Raw genomic sequence first — 17,191 nt, forward strand, 5'->3', positions numbered from 1 at the left:
GGCCGCGTCATCCGCCTCCGCCGCGCACCACGTAGTGCACCGGCTCGGGCTCGTCGTCGTAGAGTTCCGCCGCGTCCGCCGCCGGGGCCTCGGGCTCGGCGGTGCCGCCCGGCCGCGCGAACTGCGTGTGGTAGAGCACCGCGTAGAGACCGTTCCGGGCGAGCAGTTCCTCGTGCGTGCCGCGCTCCCGCACCCGTCCCTCGTCGATGACCAGGATCTGGTCCGCCTCGCGGATGGTGGACAGCCGGTGGGCGATCACCAGTGAGGTGCGGTTGTGCAGCGCGGTCTTGAGCGCGCGCTGGACCGCGGCCTCCGACTCGGAGTCCAGGTGCGCGGTGGCCTCGTCCAGCACGACCACCGTGGGCGCCTTCAGCAGCAGCCGCGCGATGGCCAGGCGCTGCTTCTCGCCGCCCGACATGCGGTAGCCGCGATCGCCGGTGACGGTGTCGAGCCCGTTCGGCAGCGACCTGATCAGGTCCCAGATCTGGGCCGCCCGGCACGCCTCGATCAGGTCGTCCTCGGTGGCGGTCGGCCGGGCGTAGAGCAGGTTCTCCCGGATCGTGTCGTGGAAGAGGTACGCGTCCTGGCTGACCACGCCCACGGTCTCGCGCAGCGAGTCGAACGTGAGGTCGCGCAGGTCGTGCCCGCCGACGCGGACGGTGCCGGAGTTCGGGTCGTACAGCCGGGACACCAGGTGGGTGAGCGTGCTCTTCCCGGCTCCGGACGGGCCGACGAGCGCGGTCATGCTGCCGGCCGGTACGTGCAGGGTCACCCCGCGCAGCACGTCCTGCATCGATTCCGCGCGCTCACGCCCGGCCCGCACGTGCTCCAGCGACGGCAGCGAGACCTCGTCCGCGGTGGGGTAGCGGAACGAGACGTTCTCGAACTCGACGTCCGGCACCACGTTCCTGGGCAGCGCGACCGCGCCCGGGCGCTCCTTGATCAGCGGCTCGAGGTCGAGCAGCTCGAACGTGCGGGAGAAGCTCACCACCACGGTCTGCGCGGTCTTCTGCAGTCCGGAGAGCTGGACGATCGGGCCGAACAGCCGCCCGAGCAGCGTGGCGATGGCGACCAGCGCGCCGAGTGCGATCGCGCCGTCGAGCACCAGCGCGCCGCCGATGCCGTAGACCAGCGCGGTGGCCAGCGAGGCCATCAGGCCCATCATGACGAAGGCGAGCCGGCCCCACACCGCGATGCTGACACCGATCCGGCGGATGTGCTCGGCCCGCCGGGTGTACTCGGCCATCTCCTCGTCCGGGCGGCCGAACAGCTTGGCGAGCATCGCGCCCTGCACGTTGAGCCGCTCCTGGAGCTGCCCGCCCAGGCCGGCGTTCGCCTCCATCTGCCGGCCGGTGCGCCGCTGGATCACCTTTCCCACGTAGATCCACGGCACGATGAAGATCGGGATGATCACCAGCGTGATGACGGCGACGAACCACGACAGGTAGAACATCTCGGCCAGCACCAGCAGCACCGTGAGCGCGCTGGTGGCCGCCATCAGCAGGTAGCCGAACTCCTGCTGCGCCATGATCAGTTCGGTGTGGACGCGGCCGACCAGCACGCCGGTCTGGGTTCGGGTGAAGAACGCCACCGGCATCCGCCGGACGTGGTCGAGCGCCTGGATGCGCAGGTCGTAGGTGACCCCCTCGCCGATCCGCCCGGAGATGTACGCGGACACCAGTTGCAGCGCGGCGCCGACCACGGCGAGCCCGGCGGCCAGGCCGGCGGTCCTCGCCACGAGCCCGAGGTCGTTCTTCAGAATGCCGTCGTCGACCAATTGCATCAGCAGCAGCGGAATGGCGACCACGATGAGCGAATCCAGCGTCGCGACGACGGCGAATATCGCCACCTTGCCGATGTGCGGGCGAAAATAGCCGAGCACTCTGCGCACCGTTCCCGGGCGGACCGAGGTCTGCCAGGGGTCCGGATCATCATCGCTTCGATGGGGTTCCCCGCCGAATTGCATCACTACCTGTGACACGAAAGTTCCCCTATCACGGGATTCGCGAAGTCATTGATCTACATCATGCTGAGCCGGGCCGATGTCCACGAGTGGGTTCACGCCACCATTTCCGGCGCGTTCCGGCCGATCGCCTCGCACAGCCGGCGCGCGGCCACGTCCGTACCGTCGGTGCGGACGGTGCCGGCCACCGCGGCCGCCCGGGCGCGGACCTCCGGCGCGGCCACCGCGTCGAGCGCGCCGGACAGCGACTCGACGGTGGGGACCGGGCCCGGGTGCGCCACGCCGATCCCGAGTTCGGCGACCCGCTCGGCGTACCGCGGCTGATCCGCGATCTGGGGCACCACGATCTGGGGTACGCCGGCCAGCGTGGCCACGTGCGTCGTGCCCGTGCCGCCGTGGTGGACGGCGACCGCCACCCGGCCGAACAGCGCCCGCAGGTTCACCTCGCCGATCGCGAGGCAGTCGTCCCCGTCGCCGGGCTGCGTCAGGCCGGCCCACCCGCGGGAGATGATCAGCCGCCCGCCCCGCGCCCGGACCGCCGCCACGGCCACCCGCGTCACTTCGGCGGGCGCCGGCCCGCTGCCGAAACCGAGGTACACCGGGGGCGGACCGGCCCGCAGGAACGCCTCCAGCGCGGGCGCCAGCGGCCGCTCGTCGGGCAGCATCCACGCACCGGTCGGCGCCGCGCCGGCGCCCGGCCGCGGCGGCGCCAGCACCGGGTCCGCGGCCAGCCACGGCCGGTCGGTGCAGTAGTAGTCGTAGACGTTCCGCACCGGCGGCAGGCCGATCGACGCGCGCCGCTCGTTGAGCGGGCCGCCGAACATCCGGTCGGCACCCCGGTTGTACGACTCGCGCTGCTCCGGCGTGGGCAGCAGGTACGGCGAGGCGATCGCGTAGAAGTACCGGATGCCCAGCTTCTCGGCCACCGACCGGACCGCTGCCGCGCCGGACGGCAGGCCGCTGGCCACGATCGCGTCGCAGCCCTCGGCCACCGCCGGCACCGTGTCGAACCGCTCGGCGAGCCGCGCGGCCACCAGCTCGGGCTCCGGTCCCCGGCCGGCCTCGCGCGGCCCGTCCAGCATCGAGCGGTCGGCCAGCACGAGCGGCACCCCGGTCTCGGCCAGCCGCTCCGCGAAGTTCGACGGCGCGCACATCCGCGCGTCCGCCCCGAGTGCCCGCAGCCGCGCGGCCAGCGCCACCAGCGGTTCGACGTCGCCGCGCGGCCCGCGCGACCAGAACAGGACTCGCATCTCTCTCCTCGGGGCGGTGGCGTGTCCAACCGGCCGCATTGCGCGGCTGGACGGCGGTCCTAGGACAGCCGCACGGCGCCGGCGTTCACGCAGGACAGCAGCGTGCGCGCCTGGACGTTGAGGTAGTGGCCGTGGCCGGCCAGGTCGCCGAGCTGGCCGGCGGTGGCCCACTGGAAGCCGGGCGGCGGTTGCGCCCCGACCTCGTCCGCGGTGACGTCGACCAACAGGTACCGGTTCTCCGCGTTGAGGAACCGACCGCCCTCCTCGGAGTGCGTCGCCGCGTAGCGAATCCGCTCGGGCGGCGCCGCCAGCACCAGGTCCAGGAACGGTGGGCGGTGTTGCGCGGGCAGGTGCAGCCAGTTGGCCGGGTCGCACTGCACGGTCGGGGCCAGCTCCACCGTGTCCAGGAACCCGGCCTCCGGCTTCGCCTGGACCAGCAGATGCGGTACGCCGCCGATGTTCCGGACCAGGAACGCGGTGACCCCCTTGCCGGTCGGCTCGATCAGCGGCTGCGACCAGCTCGGCACCTCCCGGCTGCTCGCCTCCACCGCGACCGCCACCACCCGGAAGTAGCGGCCGTCCGGCCGGTGGATCGACCACGCGCCGCGCTCCCAGCCCGCGATCCCGGCCAGCGGCCGGCGCTCGGCCACCGCGTTCCACCGGGACCGCTCGACGGTGAACCAGGATCGCAGCTCCGCGTCGGTGTGCAGCGCGCCCGACTCCGGGACGGCCATCGGCAGGCAGGCGATGACCGTGCGCGCGTCCATGTTGACCACGTTGTCCAGCCGCAGCAGCTCGCCGATCTGGCCGAGCGTGAGCCAGCAGAAGTCCTCGTGCGGCACCACCTCGCCGACCGCCTCGACCAGCATGTTGCGGTTGGACTTGCGGTAGAACCAGGAGCCGTGCTCGGACTGGAGCACGTCGGTGAGCACCCGGCCGCGGCCCGCGCCGGCGAAGTGCTCCAGGTAGCGCACGCCGGCGCCGCGGTGCACGCCGGTGTAGTTGCTGCGGGTGGCCTGCACGGTCGGCGAGAGCTGGAGCCGGTTCGGGTTGCCCGGCTCCATCTTGGCCTGGAGCAGGAAGTGCAGGACGCCGTCGAACTCCTTCACCAGGATGCCCAGGATGCCGACCTCCGGCTGGCGGATGATCGGCTGCTCCCAGTTGCGGATCAGGCCCTCGCCGAGCGTGACGGACAGCCCCTCGACGCTGAAGAATCGGCCGGTGCGGTGCACCAGGTCGCCCGTACCCGGCGCGAACGACCAGCCGTCCAGGTCGGCGAACGGTATCCGGTCGACCCGGAACCGGTGCGCCCGGGCCCGGTCGGCGAACCACGGCGGGAAGTCCTCGGTCCGCATCATGTGGCCGTGCCCGGTCTGCTCCGCCGAGCGCCGCAGCCGGTGCGGCAGCGCGTCGTCGACGCGGGGGCGCAGGCCGGCGGGCGCGGTCAGCACGGCCGGGCGCGAGTTCACCGCCGTCACAGCGTCTCCAGGACGGTACGGAGCGCGTCGATGACCCGGTCCTGCACGGACTCGGGCAGCGACGGGTACATCGGCAGCGAGAAGATCTCGCCGGCCAGCGCCTCGGTGACCGGCAGCGAGCCCGGCCGGTAGCCGAGGTGGGCGAAGCCGCTCATCGTGTGCACCGGCCACGGGTAGCTGATGTTCAGCGCGATGTCGTGACGCGTGAGCGCCTCGAGGATCTCGTCGCGGCGGGGGTGGCGGACCACGTACACGTAGTAGACGTGGGTGTTGCCGGGGGCGGTGGCCGGCAGCCGGAGCCCGTCCGGCGCGACGAGGTCGCCGAGGCGTTCCTCGTACCGGCGGGCGACCGCGTTGCGCCCGGCGATGTACTCGTCCAGCCGGCGCAGCTTCCGCCGCAGGATCTCGGCCTGGACCTCGTCCAGCCGGGCGTTGTGACCCGGCGTGCGCACGACGTAGTAGACCTTGTCCATGCCGTAGTAGCGCAGTTGCTTGAGGTCGCGGTCCACCCGCTCGTCCGCGGTCAGGACCGCACCGCCGTCGCCGTACGCGCCGAGCACCTTGGTCGGATAGAACGAGAACGCCGCGGCGTCGCCCATGGTCCCGGCCAGCCGCCCGTGCCGGCGCGCGCCGTGCGCCTGCGCGCAGTCCTCCAGGATCTTGAGCCCGTGCCGCTCGGCCAGCGCGGTCAGCGGCGCCATGTCGACGCACTGACCGTAGAGATGCACCGGGACGACGGCCCTGGTCCGTGGCGTGATCGCGGCGGCGACCCGGTCGACGTCCATCAGGAAGTCCTCGGCGCGCACGTCCACGAAGACCGGCGTCGCCCCGGCTCCGGCGATCGCCACCACGGTCGGCGCCGCCGTGTTCGACACGGTGATCACCTCGTCGCCGGGCCCGACGCCCAGCGCCTCGAGGCCGAGCTTCACCGCGTTGGTCCCGTTGTCCACGCCGGTGGCGTGGCCGAGCCCGTGGTACGCGGCGAACTCCGCCTCGAACCCGCGGACGCTCTCGCCGAGCACCAACTGCCCGGAGCCGAAAACCGTCTGCACCGCGTCGAGGATGTCGTCCTTCTCCTTGGCGTACTCCGGCAGGTAATCCCATACACGAGTGGTCACTGGGCTGGCTCCCGATCGTCGAAGGGCGGTCTGACCTCACACGGCGGCGGCGGGCCTCTCCCGGCTGACCGTGTCGAGCAACTGGCGCGCGACCGTCGCGGCGGCGTCGTCGCGGATCGTGGCCGCGACCGCGGCCGCCCGCGCCCGTGTCCCGGGCGCCAGCGCCGTGGTGAGCGCGGCCGACAGTGACTCGCGGGTGGGGTCCGGGCCGTCGTGGGCCACGCCGGCGCCCAGCGCGGCCACCCGCTCGGCGAAGTACGGCTGGTCCGTGTCCCGGGGGATCACGATCTGCGGGCTGCCGGCGCGGGTGGCCACGGTGGTCGTGCCCGCGCTGCCGTGGTGGACGACCGCGGCCACCCGGCCGAACAGCACCTGCAGGTTGGTCTCCTCGACGACCAGGCAGTCGGCGCCGTCGTCGGGCGCGGCGAGGTCGGCCCAGCCGCGGGACAGGATCACCCGCAGGCCGCGGGCCCGGATCGCCTCGATCGCCACGGTGGCGGCGTCGTCGGTGCCGGACTGGCTGCCGAACCCCACGTACACCGCGGGCGGGCCGGCCGCGAGGAACGCCTCCAGCTCCGCCGAGAGCGGCCGGTCGTCCGGCAGTATCCAGGCGCCGGTCTGCACCGCGTCCTGGCCGGGCCGCAGCGGTGCCAGGACCGGATCGGCCGCCATCCAGGGCCGGTCGGTGTGGCCGTACCCGAAGATGTCCGCCACCGGCGGCAGCCCGATCGCGGCCCGCCGATCGTTGACCGGGCCGGCGAACCGGTCGCGGAACCGCTGCGCGCGCTGCTCCCACAGCACCCGGTTGTCGGTCACGCCGGGGGTACGCCGCTCGTCCAGCGGCGGCGGGTGGTGCGGCGACGGCAGGTAGACCGGTGCGTGGGTGGCGTAGAAGTACGGAATGCCGAGCCGCTCGGCGACCGACCGCACCGCGACCGCGGCGGACAGCTCCCCGGTCGTCACCACCGCGTCGCAGCCCTCGGCCGCCGGCGGTACCTGGTCGAACTGCATGGCGACGGCCTCGTACGCCATCCGCCGCTCCTCCTCGGGCGTCGGCCGCCGGCGCAGCATCATGCGCATCGCCCGGCCGATCGGCACCAGCGGCACGTCCACCTCGGCCAGCCGCTCGGCGGCCAGCGGCGGCGCGCACATCAGCACCTCCGCGCCCAGCTCTCGCAGCCGCACGCCCAGCGCCACCAGCGGTTCCACGTCGCCGCGGCTTCCGCAGGTGGTCAGCAGCACACGCATCTCGTACCTCCTCTTCAACGGGGCCCGGCGCGTTCCCGCGCCCTCCGGCGCGGACGGCTCAGGCGGGGACGGCGGACTCGGCCACGTCGAGCAGCAGCCGCGCGGCCACCGTGGCCCCGTCGGCGCGGATCGTGCCGGCCACGGCGGCGGCACGCTCGCGGGTCCGCGGGCTCAGTGCCGTCGCGAGCGCGGCCGACAGCGACTCGACGGTCGGGGTCGGGCCGTCGTGCGCCGCGCCGATGCCCAGCGCCGCCACCCGGCCCGCGAGGTACGGCTGGTCCACCAGCTGCGGCACGACGACCTGCGGAGCGCCGGCCCGGGCGGCCGCGGTGGTGGTGCCGACGCCGCCGTGGTGGACGACCGCGGCCACCCGGCGGAACAGCGCCTGGTGGTTCACCTCGCCGACGGCGATGCAGTCGGCGTGGTCCTCGGGCAGCGCCAGGCCGGCCCAGCCGCGGGAGAGGATCACCCGGCAGCCCTGGGCGCGGATCGCGTCGACCGCCACCCTGGCGGCGTCCGCGGGCGCGCGCATGCTACCGAATCCGACGTACACCGGAGGCGGACCGGCCTCCAGGAACGCGGTCAGGTCCGCGGGCAGCGGCCGGTCGTCGGGCGTGATCCAGGCGCCGGTCTGCACGACCGCGAGATCCGTCGGCCGCAGCGGCGCCAGGACCGGGTCCGCGGCCAGCAGCGGGCGGTCGGTGAAGCCGTACCCGAAGACGTCCTCCACCGGCGGCAGGCCGAGCTCCGCCCGGCGGCGGTTGAGCGGATCGCCGAACCGGCGGAGCGCGTGCCGGTTGTTCCGGTCCCACAGCTCCCGGTTGCCGGCTCCGTCCGCCGCGGACGGCTCGCCGAGCGGCGGCGGTGGCGGGTAGTGCGGCGACGGCACGAAGATCGGGCAGTAGAAGCCGTAGAAGTACGGGATGCCCTGCGCCTCGGCCACCGACCGGACCGCGACCGCGGCGGCCAGCACGCCGGTCGCCACCACCGCGTCGCACCCCTCGGCCGCCGCCGGGACGGTCTCGAACTGCTCGGCCATCGCCTCGGCCGCGAGCCGCGGCGCGTCCTCGGGCCGGGGCCGCGCGCCGTTCATCACGCTCCGGGCCGACCGGCCCACCGGCACCAGCGGCACGCCGGCCTCGGCCAGCCGGTCCGCCGAGTCCGGGGACGCGCACATCCGCACCTCGGCGCCGAGCTCCCGCAGCCGCACCGCCAGCGCCACCATCGGTTCGACGTCGCCCCGGCTGCCGGACGTGGACAACAGCACACGCATCGCGCATTCTCCTATTCCGCGGGTTCTCGGCATCGACCGATCGCCCCATTCCGCCGGCGTACGCGGAATGGGGTCGTGCGGCGCCGGAATCGACCGGGTCGTCACCGGAGGGCACCACGGCGGTCGTCAACGCGCTGACAAATCCTTATCGGATGGATGAATCGGCGACTTTCGCCATCAGCGCCGATTCTGCTGAACAATGACGGTGTCCACGACCGGTCCAACCGACCGCTTCGGACACTTGGACGGAATCGACTGTCTTGCCGGCGCTCTCGCCCTCATCGATGCGTGATGGTTTAGTCCAGGTCGGGCGGATGCCCGACCCCGGAAGGAGCCACCATGCCCCACACCTGCCAGATCTGCGGCGGCGCGCTCGAGGAGTTCCTGGACCTCGGCCGGCAGCCGCTCGCCGACGCCTTCCTGACCGAGCGCGATCTGCCGGACGAGTTCATGTACCGGCTCGCGGTCGGCGCCTGCCCGGCGTGCACGATGGTGCAGCTCGTCGAGCAGGTTCCGCGCGAGAAGATGTTCCACACGGACTACCCGTACTACTCCTCCGGCTCCTCGGTGATGCGCGAACACTTCCAGCGCACCGCGCGCACGCTGCTGGCCGCGGCCGGCCCGGACCCGTTCGTGGTGGAGATCGGCAGCAACGACGGCGTGCTGCTGCGGACCGTGCACGACGCGGGCGCGCGGCACCTCGGCTTCGAGCCGTCCGGCAAGGTCGCGGCGGCCTCGATGGAGTACGGGGTCCACGTGCGCAACGAGTTCTTCGACGCCGGCACCGCGGCCGACGCGCGGCGCGAGGAGGGGGCCGCGGACGTCATCTTCTCGGCCAACACGATCTGCCACATCCCGTACATGCGCTCGGTGCTGGAGGGCATCCGCACGCTGCTCGCGCCGGACGGCGTCTTCGTCTTCGAGGACCCCTACTTCGGTGACATCGTGGCGAAGACGTCCTTCGACCAGATCTACGACGAGCACTTCTACTTCTTCACCGCCCGCTCGGTGCAGGCCATGGTCGCCCCGTTCGGCCTGGAACTGGTCGACGTGCGGCGGCTGCCGGTGCACGGCGGCGAGGTGCGCTACACCGTCGCCCACGCCGGGGCGCGCACGCCGTCGGACGCGGTCGCCACGCTGATCGCCGAGGAGCGGGCCCGGGGCCTGGCCGACCCGGCGACGCTGCGCCGCTTCGCGGCCGGCACCGCGCGCATCCGGGACGACCTGCGGGCGCTGCTGCGGCGGCTGCGCGACGAGGGCCACCGGGTGGTCGGCTACGGCGCCACCGCCAAGAGCGCGACCGTCACCAACTACGCCGGCATCGGGCCGGAGCTGGTCGAGTTCGTGTGCGACACGACGCCGGCCAAGCAGGGCCGGCTCACGCCGGGCATGCACATCCCGGTACGGCCCGCGGAGGCGTTCGCCGACCCGTACCCCGGCTACGCGCTGCTGTTCGCGTGGAACCACGCCGACGAGATCATGGCGAAGGAGCAGGGGTTCCGCGCGGCGGGCGGGAAGTGGATCCGGTACGTGCCCGACGTGCACGTCAGCTGAGGACGGAGCCCGGCATGTCGGAACGAGCACGTCAGCTCGCGGTCGGCGGAGCGTACGCGTTCACCACGCCCGCCTTCCCGGACGACCGCGGCGTCTTCCTGTCGCCGTACCAGCGCGCGGTCTTCGTCGAGGCGCTCGGCCATCCGCTGTTCCCGGTGGCCCAGTGCAGCTACAGCGTGTCCCGGCGCGGGGTGGTGCGGGGCGTGCACTACACCGCCACCCCGCCCGGCTGCGCCAAGTACGTCTACTGCCCGCGCGGCCGGGTGCTCGACATCGTGGTCGACCTGCGGGTGGGCAGCCCCACGTTCGGCGTCCACGACGCGGTGGAGCTGGCCGGCCCGGACTTCCCGGCCGTCTACCTCCCGGTCGGGGTGGGGCACGCGTTCGTCGCCCTGGAGGACGAGACCGTGATGACCTACCTGCTCTCCACCGAGTACCGGCCGGAGAACGAACTCGCGGTCGCCGCCCTGGACCCCGCGCTGGAGCTGCCGATCCCGCGCGACCTCACCCCGGTGCTGTCCGACCGGGACCGGCGGGCGGTCACGCTGAGCGAGGCGCTGGCCCGCGGGCTGCTGCCCAGCTACGAGGCCGCGCTCGCGATCCGGCCCGGCCGGTGACGCGGCCGGCGGAGGTGCCCGACCCGCGGTCGAGCGCCTCCGCCGGCCCGTTCACAGGTATGCGCACACCTGGACCCGGCTGTGGTCGCCGAGCAGCAGCCGGTGTGCCCGGGGCGTGCGCGGCGCCGGGATGACCTCCACCTCGCGGCCGATCAGCGACGCCTCGATCCGCCCCACGCCGCGGATCACCGAGCTGCCGAGCACCACGGAGTACTCCAGCTCGCTCTCGATGATCCGGCAGTCCTCCGCGACCGAGGTGAACGGCCCCACGTAGGAGTTCTCCACCACGGAGCCGGCCCCGATGATCACCGGCCCCACGATGCGGGAGCCGCGCACCACCGCGCCCGGACCCACCGTCACCCGGCCGATCAGCTCCGAGGCGTCGTCCACCACGCCGGCGATCTCCGGTTCCAGCCCCTCCAGGACCAGCCGGTTGACCTCCAGGATGTCGGCGACGTTGCCGGTGTCCTTCCAGTAGCCCTCGGTTATCGTCGTCACCACCGGATGGCCGGCGTGCATCAGCCCGGAGATCGCGTGGCTGATCTCCAGTTCGCCCCGGGCCGAGGGCGTCAGGCCGGCCACGATCGGGTGCACCGCGGCGGTGAAGAGGAAGACGCCGACCAGCGCCAGATCGCTCTTGGGGTGCCGGGGCTTCTCCTCCAGCCCGATCAGCCGCCCCTCGACGTCCAGCTCCGCCACCCCGAACGCGCGCGGATCGGCGACCTTGGTCAGCATGATCTGCGCGGCGGGCCGGTCGGCGCGGAACTGCTCGACCAGCCCGGTGATGCCCCCGATCAGGAAGTTGTCGCCGAGGTACATCACGAAGTCGTCGTCGCCCAGGAACTCGCGGGCGATGAGCACCGTGTGCGCCAGGCCGAGCGGGGCCGCCTGCGGCAGGTAGGTCACCCGCAGGCCCCAGTCCGACCCGTCGCCGATGGCCCGCCGGACCTCCTCCGCCGTGTCGCCCACCACGATGCCGACCTCGGTGATGCCGGCCTCGGCGATCGACTCCAGCACGTAGAAGATGACCGGCTTGTTCGCGATCGGGATGAGCTGTTTGGCGGAGGTGTGGGTGATCGGCCGCAGCCGGGTCCCCGCACCTCCCGCCGGTATCAGCGCCTTCACGCCGCCGCTCCCGGGCGCCGGAGCTTCTCGGCGACGACCGCCCCGATCCGGGCCAGCGCCGCGGGCTGCACCATCTCGTAGTGGTTGACCTCGATCTCGTGCGGCTCGATCGCCCCGCCGGTCAGGTCCTGCCAGCTGGCGATCGCCTCGGCCACGGGCAGGTGCGCGGGACGGTCCACCGTGGCCACGAACAGCAGCACGTCGCTGCTGAACGGCGCGGCCGTGTGATCCGGGCCGACGGTCCAGAGGTTCCGCATCACCGCCTCCAGGCGGGCCCGGGCGCCGCCGCCCTGGACCAGTTGGCCGGCCAGCTCCAGCTCCTGCTGCTTCCGCTTCTCGAGCGCCTCCTCGTCGCGCGCGGCCTCCTCGGTCGGCGTGCCCTTCGCGTTCCGTCCCATGTAGACCGGGTACGCGTCGAGCAGCGCCAGCAGGCCGACCCGCTCGCCGGCCGCCTCCAGCAGCACGGTCATCGCCTGCGCGATCCGCCCGCCGAGGGACCAGCCCAGCAGGTGGTACGGCCCGGACGGCTGCACGGTGCGGATCTGCGCGACGTAGTCGGCGGCCATCTCCTCGACGCTGCCGGGGAGCGCCTCCGTGCGGGCCAGGCCGCGCGCCTGCACGCCGTAGACCGGCTGGTTCGCCGGCAGGTGCCGCAGCAACGGCCCGTAGTTCCAGCTGAGGCCGCCGCTCGCGTGGACGCAGAAGAGCGGCGGGCGGTCGCCGGTCGCGCGCAGCGGCAGCAGCACCTCGTAGTCGCCGGTCTTCACCGAGGCGCCCGAACCGCGGCGCTCCCCCACCACGTGCAGTTCCCCGGCGGAGTTCTCGCGGGCGAGCAGGCCGGTACGCACCATCCGCCGCCCGGCCGGCCCGAACGGGCAGGGCTCGCCCGCGTCCACCGCGGGGCCGGTCACGTACAGCTCACCGACGGCGCCGGGCGCGACCGGGCGCCGCCGGTCGTCGAGCAACAGCGCGCCGAGCGGGCCGGCCAGGTCCGCGACCGCCTCCGGCACGGCACCGGACCAGCGGACCGGCGCGATCACCGGATCGTCGCGCCGGGCGTCGTCCAGCAGCACGTCCAGCTCGCTGATCCGCCGGCCGGGGTCCTCCGCGACCTGCTCCAGCACGCGGACCAGCCGCCGGGCCAGCGTCTCGGCGGTGTCCTCGTCGAACAGGTCCGCGGCGTAGTGCAGGATGCCGTCGATGCCGGCCTCGTCGTCCTCGTCGTCGCGGCGCTCGGTGAGCGCGAACGCCAGGTCCAGCTCGATCGCCTCCACCCCGGCGGGCTCCGCGGTGGTCCGCAGCGCGGGCAGGTCCGCGGCGTCCCAGGCGACGCTGTCCTCCTCGCTCACCCGCAGCCCGACTTGGAACACCGGGTGCCGGGAGAGCGAGGCGGGCAGGCCGAGCAGCTCCGGAATCCGCTCGAACGGCACGTCCAGGTGCTGGCGCGCCTCCCGGACCGCCTCCTGCACGCGCGCGACGACCTCCAGGAACGTCGGATCGGCGGAGAGGTCCGTACGCACCGGGAACGGCCTGGCGAACGGCCCGATCATCGGCTCCAGGTCGATCAGGTCCTCGTCGCGCGGCAGCGTCGTGCCGATCACCAGGTCCTCGCCCGCACCGTACGCGACCAGCAGCATGGCGAGCGCGGCGTGCACCGTCTGGAGCGTGTCGGCGCCGGCCGCCTCCACCGTCCTCGCCAGCCGGGCGTGCGCGCCGGCGCCGAGCCGCACCGGGACCGTGCCGGCCCGCCGGGACGGGATGGCCGCCCGGGGGCGGTCGACCGGCAGCACCGTCTCCCCGTCGATCCCGGCCAGGTGGTTGCGCCAGAAGCCCACCTGGTCGCTCATCAGGCTGTCCTGCTCGCGCGCGCCGTCGAGCAGCCGTCCCTCCCAGATCGCGTAGTCGGCGAACTGGAGGACCAGCGGCGCGCGCTCCGGGGCGCGGCCGGCACGGCGCGCGCCGTACGCGGCCGCGAGGTCCCGGAAGAACACGTCCATCGACTCGTCGTCCGCGACGATCCGGTGCATTGTCACGCTCAGCACGTGCTCACGCTCGCCGAGCGCGAACAGGTCGCAGCGCCACGGCAGGTCCCGGGTGAGGTCGAACGGCCGCTCGCGCCGCTCGGCCAGCAGCCCGGGAAGGTCCTCCTCCGCGGCCGGGACCGGCGTCAGCCGTACCGCCGCGGTCTCGTGAACGTGCTGGTGCACGTCCTCGGCGCCGCCGGGGAACGTGGTGCGCAGGATCTCGTGGCGGACGGCCACGTCGCCGATCGCCGCCTCCAGCGCGGGCACGTCCAGGCGGCCGCGCAGGCGCAGCGCCACCGACACGTGCAGCCCGCGGGTCTCCTCCGACGGGCCGGCCAGCAGCCAGGCCCGCAGCTGCCGGGCGGTGAGCGGCACCCGCTCCGGCCGGGTGACCGGCTCCAGCGCCGGGCGGGACTTCGCGGCCAGCGCGCGGGCCACGCCGGCCGGCGTGGGCGAGGAGAACAGCTGCCGGATGGGCAGATCCGCGCCGAGCTCCTCGCGGATGCGCGCGATCAGCCGCATGGCCAGCGCCGAGCTGCCGCCCAGTTCGTGGAAGGCGTCGTCGACGCCGGCCCGCTCGACGCCGAGGATCTCGGCGTAGAGCGCGCACAGCACCTTCTCCGTCTCGCTCTCCGGCGCCTTCGCGGACGCGCCGCCGGCCAGGTCCGGGGCGGGCAGCGCCCGGCGGTCGACCTTGCTGTTGGCGGTGACGGGCAGGCTGACCAGCCCGACGATCGCCACGGGCACCATGTAGGCGGGCAGCACCAGGCCCATCCGCCGCCGGATCTCCTCGGTGTCCACCTCGCCGGCGTCGGAGACGACGTAGCCGACCAGCCGCCGCTCACCCGGCTGGTCCTCGCGCGCCACCACGACCGCCTCGCGGACGCCCGGCTGGGCCGCCAGCACGGCCTCCACCTCGGCCAGCTCCACCCGGAACCCGCGGATCTTCACCTGGTCGTCGGCGCGGCCGAGGAACACCACCTCGCCGTCGCGGTTCCAGCGTGCCAGGTCGCCGGTGCGGTACATGCGTTCGCCGTCGAGGAACGGGCAGGCCACGAATCGTTCGGCGGTCAGGTCCGGCCGGGCCAGGTAGCCGCGCGCCAGGCCGGTGCCCGCGATGTACAGCTCGCCGGTCACGCCCGGCGGAACCGGGCGCAGGAAGGCGTCGAGCAGGTAGATCCTGCGGTTGGTCATCGGGCGGCCGATCGGCAGCTCCGGCCCGACCGCCTCGCCCGGCTCGATCGGCTTCCAGGTGGCGCACAGCGTGGTCTCGGTCGGCCCGTACGTGTTGCGCACCACCAGGCCGGGCCGGGCCCGCCGCAGCTGCTCCACCGTGTGGGCGGGCACCACGTCGCCGCCGGTCCCGACCTCGCGCAGGCCGGTGAAGCAGTCCGGGGAGGACTCCGCCAGCGCGCGGAACGTGCCGGCGGTCAGGTGCACCGCGGTCGCGCCCCGGGCCACGGCCTCGCGGATGCCGCCCGCGTCGACCACGCCCGGCTCGGCGACCAGGACCCGGCCGCCCGTGACGAGCGGCACCCACATCTCGTACAGCGAGGGGTCGAAGACGTGCGTGGCGTGCATCAGGACACCGTCGCCGGGGCCGATCCGCCAGCCGGCGTCGCCCGCCAGGCCGGCCACCGCGCCGTGCGGGACGGCCACGCCCTTCGGCTCACCGGTGGAGCCGGACGTGTACATGACGTACGCCAGGTCGTCGGCGCCGATCCGGGCGGCCGGCGCCGTGGCGGCGCAGCGGTCCACGGCCGCGCGCGTCTCCGGAGCGTCCAGGACCACGAGGGTACGGCCGGGCAGCGCCTCGCCGGTGGCCGCCGTGCAGACGACCGCCGAGACGCCGGCGCCGTCCAGCACGAACGCGATCCGCTCGGCCGGGTGCGCGATGTCCACCGGCACGTACGCGGCACCGGCCTTCCAGATCGCCAGGAACACGATCGGCAGGTCCGCGGACCGCTCCATGGCCACGCCCACCCGGTCGCCGCGCCGGACGCCGCGTTCGATCAGGTAGGACGCCAGCCGGTTCGACGCCGCGTCGGCCTGCGCGTAGGTGAGTTCCGCGCCGTCCGGGCCGGCGATCGCCACCGCGTCCGGTGCCGCGGCCACCCGCCGGGCGAACAGCTCCGGCACGGACGCGCCGGGCACCGGCCCCGCGGTCGCGTTCCACTCGTCCACCACCGTGGCGCGCTCGGCCTCGCCGAGCAGCGTCAGCCGGCCGACCGGCACGTCCGGGTCGGCGACCAGCCGCTCCAGCACGCGGGCGATCGCGCCGGCGACCGACTCGGCGACCTCGCGGCCGAACAGGCCCCGGTCGTAGTTCAGGATCACCGGCATGCGCTCGCCCGGGCCGGAGACCAGCGTGAACGGGTAGTGCGAGGCGTCCCGTCCCTTCCGCACCGGTCGCATGTGCAGGCCGTCGCCGGCCGGCCGGTCGAGCCCGGTGCGCGGGAAGTTCTCGTAGATGACGAGCGTGTCGAAGACCGCGCCGGGGCCGGCGACGGCCTGCACCTCCTGCAGGCCGAGGTGCTGGTGGGCGCCGAGCGCCGACTGGGTGCGCTGGAGCCCGGCGAGCAGGTCGACGACGCGCTGCCCGCCGTCCAGCCGGGCGCGCACCGGCAGCGTGGTGAGCAGCATGCCGACCATCGACTCCACCCGGGCGAGCGCGGCGGGCCGCCCCGAGGAGGTGGAGCCGAACACCACGTCGGTACGGCCGGCCAGCTGCGCCAGCACGATCGCCCACGCGCCCTGCACCACGGTGTTCATGGTCAGGTCGCGGGCGCGCGCCAGCCGGGTCAGGCCGTCGGTCAGCTCCGCGGGCAGCTCGATCATCACCGTGTCGATGTCCGGCACCCGCGCCGGATCGGCGGGCGCGACCGCGGTGGGCGTGTCCAGCCCGGCGAGCGCGTTGCGCCACGCCGCCCGCGCCGCGTCCTTGTCCTGCCGGCCCAGCCAGGCGAGGTAGTCGCGGTAGGACACCGCGGGCGGCAGCCCGGACGCGTCGCCGTCCGCCGCGTAGATCGCGGCCAGCTCGCGGTGCAGGATCGGCATGGACCAGCCGTCCACCAGCACGTGGTGCAGCGTGTGCACCAGCAGGTGCCGGTCCGGGCCGAGCCGGATCAGGTGCAGCTTCATCAGCGGCGCGGTCTCCAGGCGGAGCCGCTCGGCCATCTCCTCCTCGGCCACCCGGCTCACCTCGCCGTCGGCCAGGTCGTCCGGCAGCCCGGTCAGGTCGGTCTCGCGCCACGGGATCTCCACGTCCCGCTGGATCACCTGCACCATCTGCGCGCCGCTGACGTAGCGGAAGCAGGCGCGCAGCGCGGCGTGCCGGTCCACGAGCGCCTGCCAGGACGCCCGCAGCCGCGCCGCGTCCAGCGGCCCGTCGATGCCGTAGACGGACTGCACGGTGTACGTGTCCGGCCCGTCCGCGTCGAGCGCGGTGTGGTAGAGCATCCCCTCCTGGAGCGGCGACAGCGGCCAGACGTCTTCCACGGTGGAACGGGGCTTCGCACGAGTGTCGTCGATGGTCACGGTC

General features: G+C 74.0%; 10 protein-coding genes. 2 read left to right on the top strand and 8 right to left on the bottom strand.

The genetic code is table 11. The features are described from left to right. Positions 1-7: 7 nt before the first annotated feature. The 6 genes from J2S41_RS18735 to J2S41_RS18760 all read right to left on the bottom strand — a co-directional run bounded on the left by J2S41_RS18735 (position 8) and on the right by J2S41_RS18760 (position 8,330). A complete protein-coding gene (locus J2S41_RS18735) occupies positions 8-1,882 on the bottom strand; it encodes an ABC transporter ATP-binding protein (RefSeq protein WP_310369178.1) in 1,875 nt (624 codons plus the stop codon). A gap of 176 nt (positions 1,883-2,058) precedes the next feature. Beyond that, complete coding sequence (locus tag J2S41_RS18740; RefSeq protein ID WP_310369179.1) at positions 2,059-3,213, bottom strand: glycosyltransferase; 1,155 nt, start codon at positions 3,211-3,213, stop codon at positions 2,059-2,061. Between the two features lie 59 nt (positions 3,214-3,272). Beyond that, on the bottom strand, positions 3,273-4,661 hold the full coding sequence (locus J2S41_RS18745) for an NDP-hexose 2,3-dehydratase family protein (protein WP_310376415.1): 1,389 nt from the start codon (positions 4,659-4,661) through the stop codon (positions 3,273-3,275). Between the two features lie 26 nt (positions 4,662-4,687). Further along, positions 4,688-5,809 carry a DegT/DnrJ/EryC1/StrS family aminotransferase gene (locus J2S41_RS18750; RefSeq protein ID WP_310369180.1) on the bottom strand — a complete coding sequence of 374 codons (1,122 nt, stop codon included), beginning with the start codon at positions 5,807-5,809 and terminating at the stop codon, positions 4,688-4,690. A gap of 36 nt (positions 5,810-5,845) precedes the next feature. Continuing rightward, positions 5,846-7,057 carry a glycosyltransferase gene (locus tag J2S41_RS18755; RefSeq protein ID WP_310369181.1) on the bottom strand — a complete coding sequence of 404 codons (1,212 nt, stop codon included), beginning with the start codon at positions 7,055-7,057 and terminating at the stop codon, positions 5,846-5,848. 58 nt (positions 7,058-7,115) lie between these two features. Continuing rightward, positions 7,116-8,330 carry a glycosyltransferase gene (locus J2S41_RS18760; RefSeq protein WP_310369182.1) on the bottom strand — a complete coding sequence of 405 codons (1,215 nt, stop codon included), beginning with the start codon at positions 8,328-8,330 and terminating at the stop codon, positions 7,116-7,118. Between the two features lie 339 nt (positions 8,331-8,669). Here J2S41_RS18760 and J2S41_RS18765 point away from each other — a divergent pair, with 339 nt between their 5' ends. Both J2S41_RS18765 and J2S41_RS18770 read left to right on the top strand, forming a co-directional pair. Beyond that, a complete protein-coding gene (locus J2S41_RS18765) occupies positions 8,670-9,884 on the top strand; it encodes a methyltransferase domain-containing protein (protein WP_310369183.1) in 1,215 nt (404 codons plus the stop codon). 14 nt (positions 9,885-9,898) lie between these two features. Further along, positions 9,899-10,501 (top strand): dTDP-4-dehydrorhamnose 3,5-epimerase family protein, encoded by a 603-nt coding sequence (locus J2S41_RS18770; protein WP_310369184.1) that lies wholly within the window; start codon positions 9,899-9,901, stop codon positions 10,499-10,501. Between the two features lie 51 nt (positions 10,502-10,552). On the opposite strand, the gene J2S41_RS18775 is transcribed toward J2S41_RS18770, so the two are convergent. Then, positions 10,553-11,626, bottom strand: a complete 1,074-nt coding sequence (locus J2S41_RS18775; RefSeq protein ID WP_310369185.1) for a glucose-1-phosphate thymidylyltransferase — start codon at positions 11,624-11,626, stop codon at positions 10,553-10,555. Further along, a complete protein-coding gene (locus J2S41_RS18780) occupies positions 11,623-17,187 on the bottom strand; it encodes a non-ribosomal peptide synthetase (protein WP_310369186.1) in 5,565 nt (1,854 codons plus the stop codon). The genes J2S41_RS18775 and J2S41_RS18780 overlap by 4 nt, the downstream gene beginning before the upstream one ends. Between the last annotated feature and the right edge of the window lie 4 nt (positions 17,188-17,191).

It is taken from the genome of Catenuloplanes atrovinosus (assembly GCF_031458235.1).
Classification (GTDB): domain Bacteria; phylum Actinomycetota; class Actinomycetes; order Mycobacteriales; family Micromonosporaceae; genus Catenuloplanes; species Catenuloplanes atrovinosus.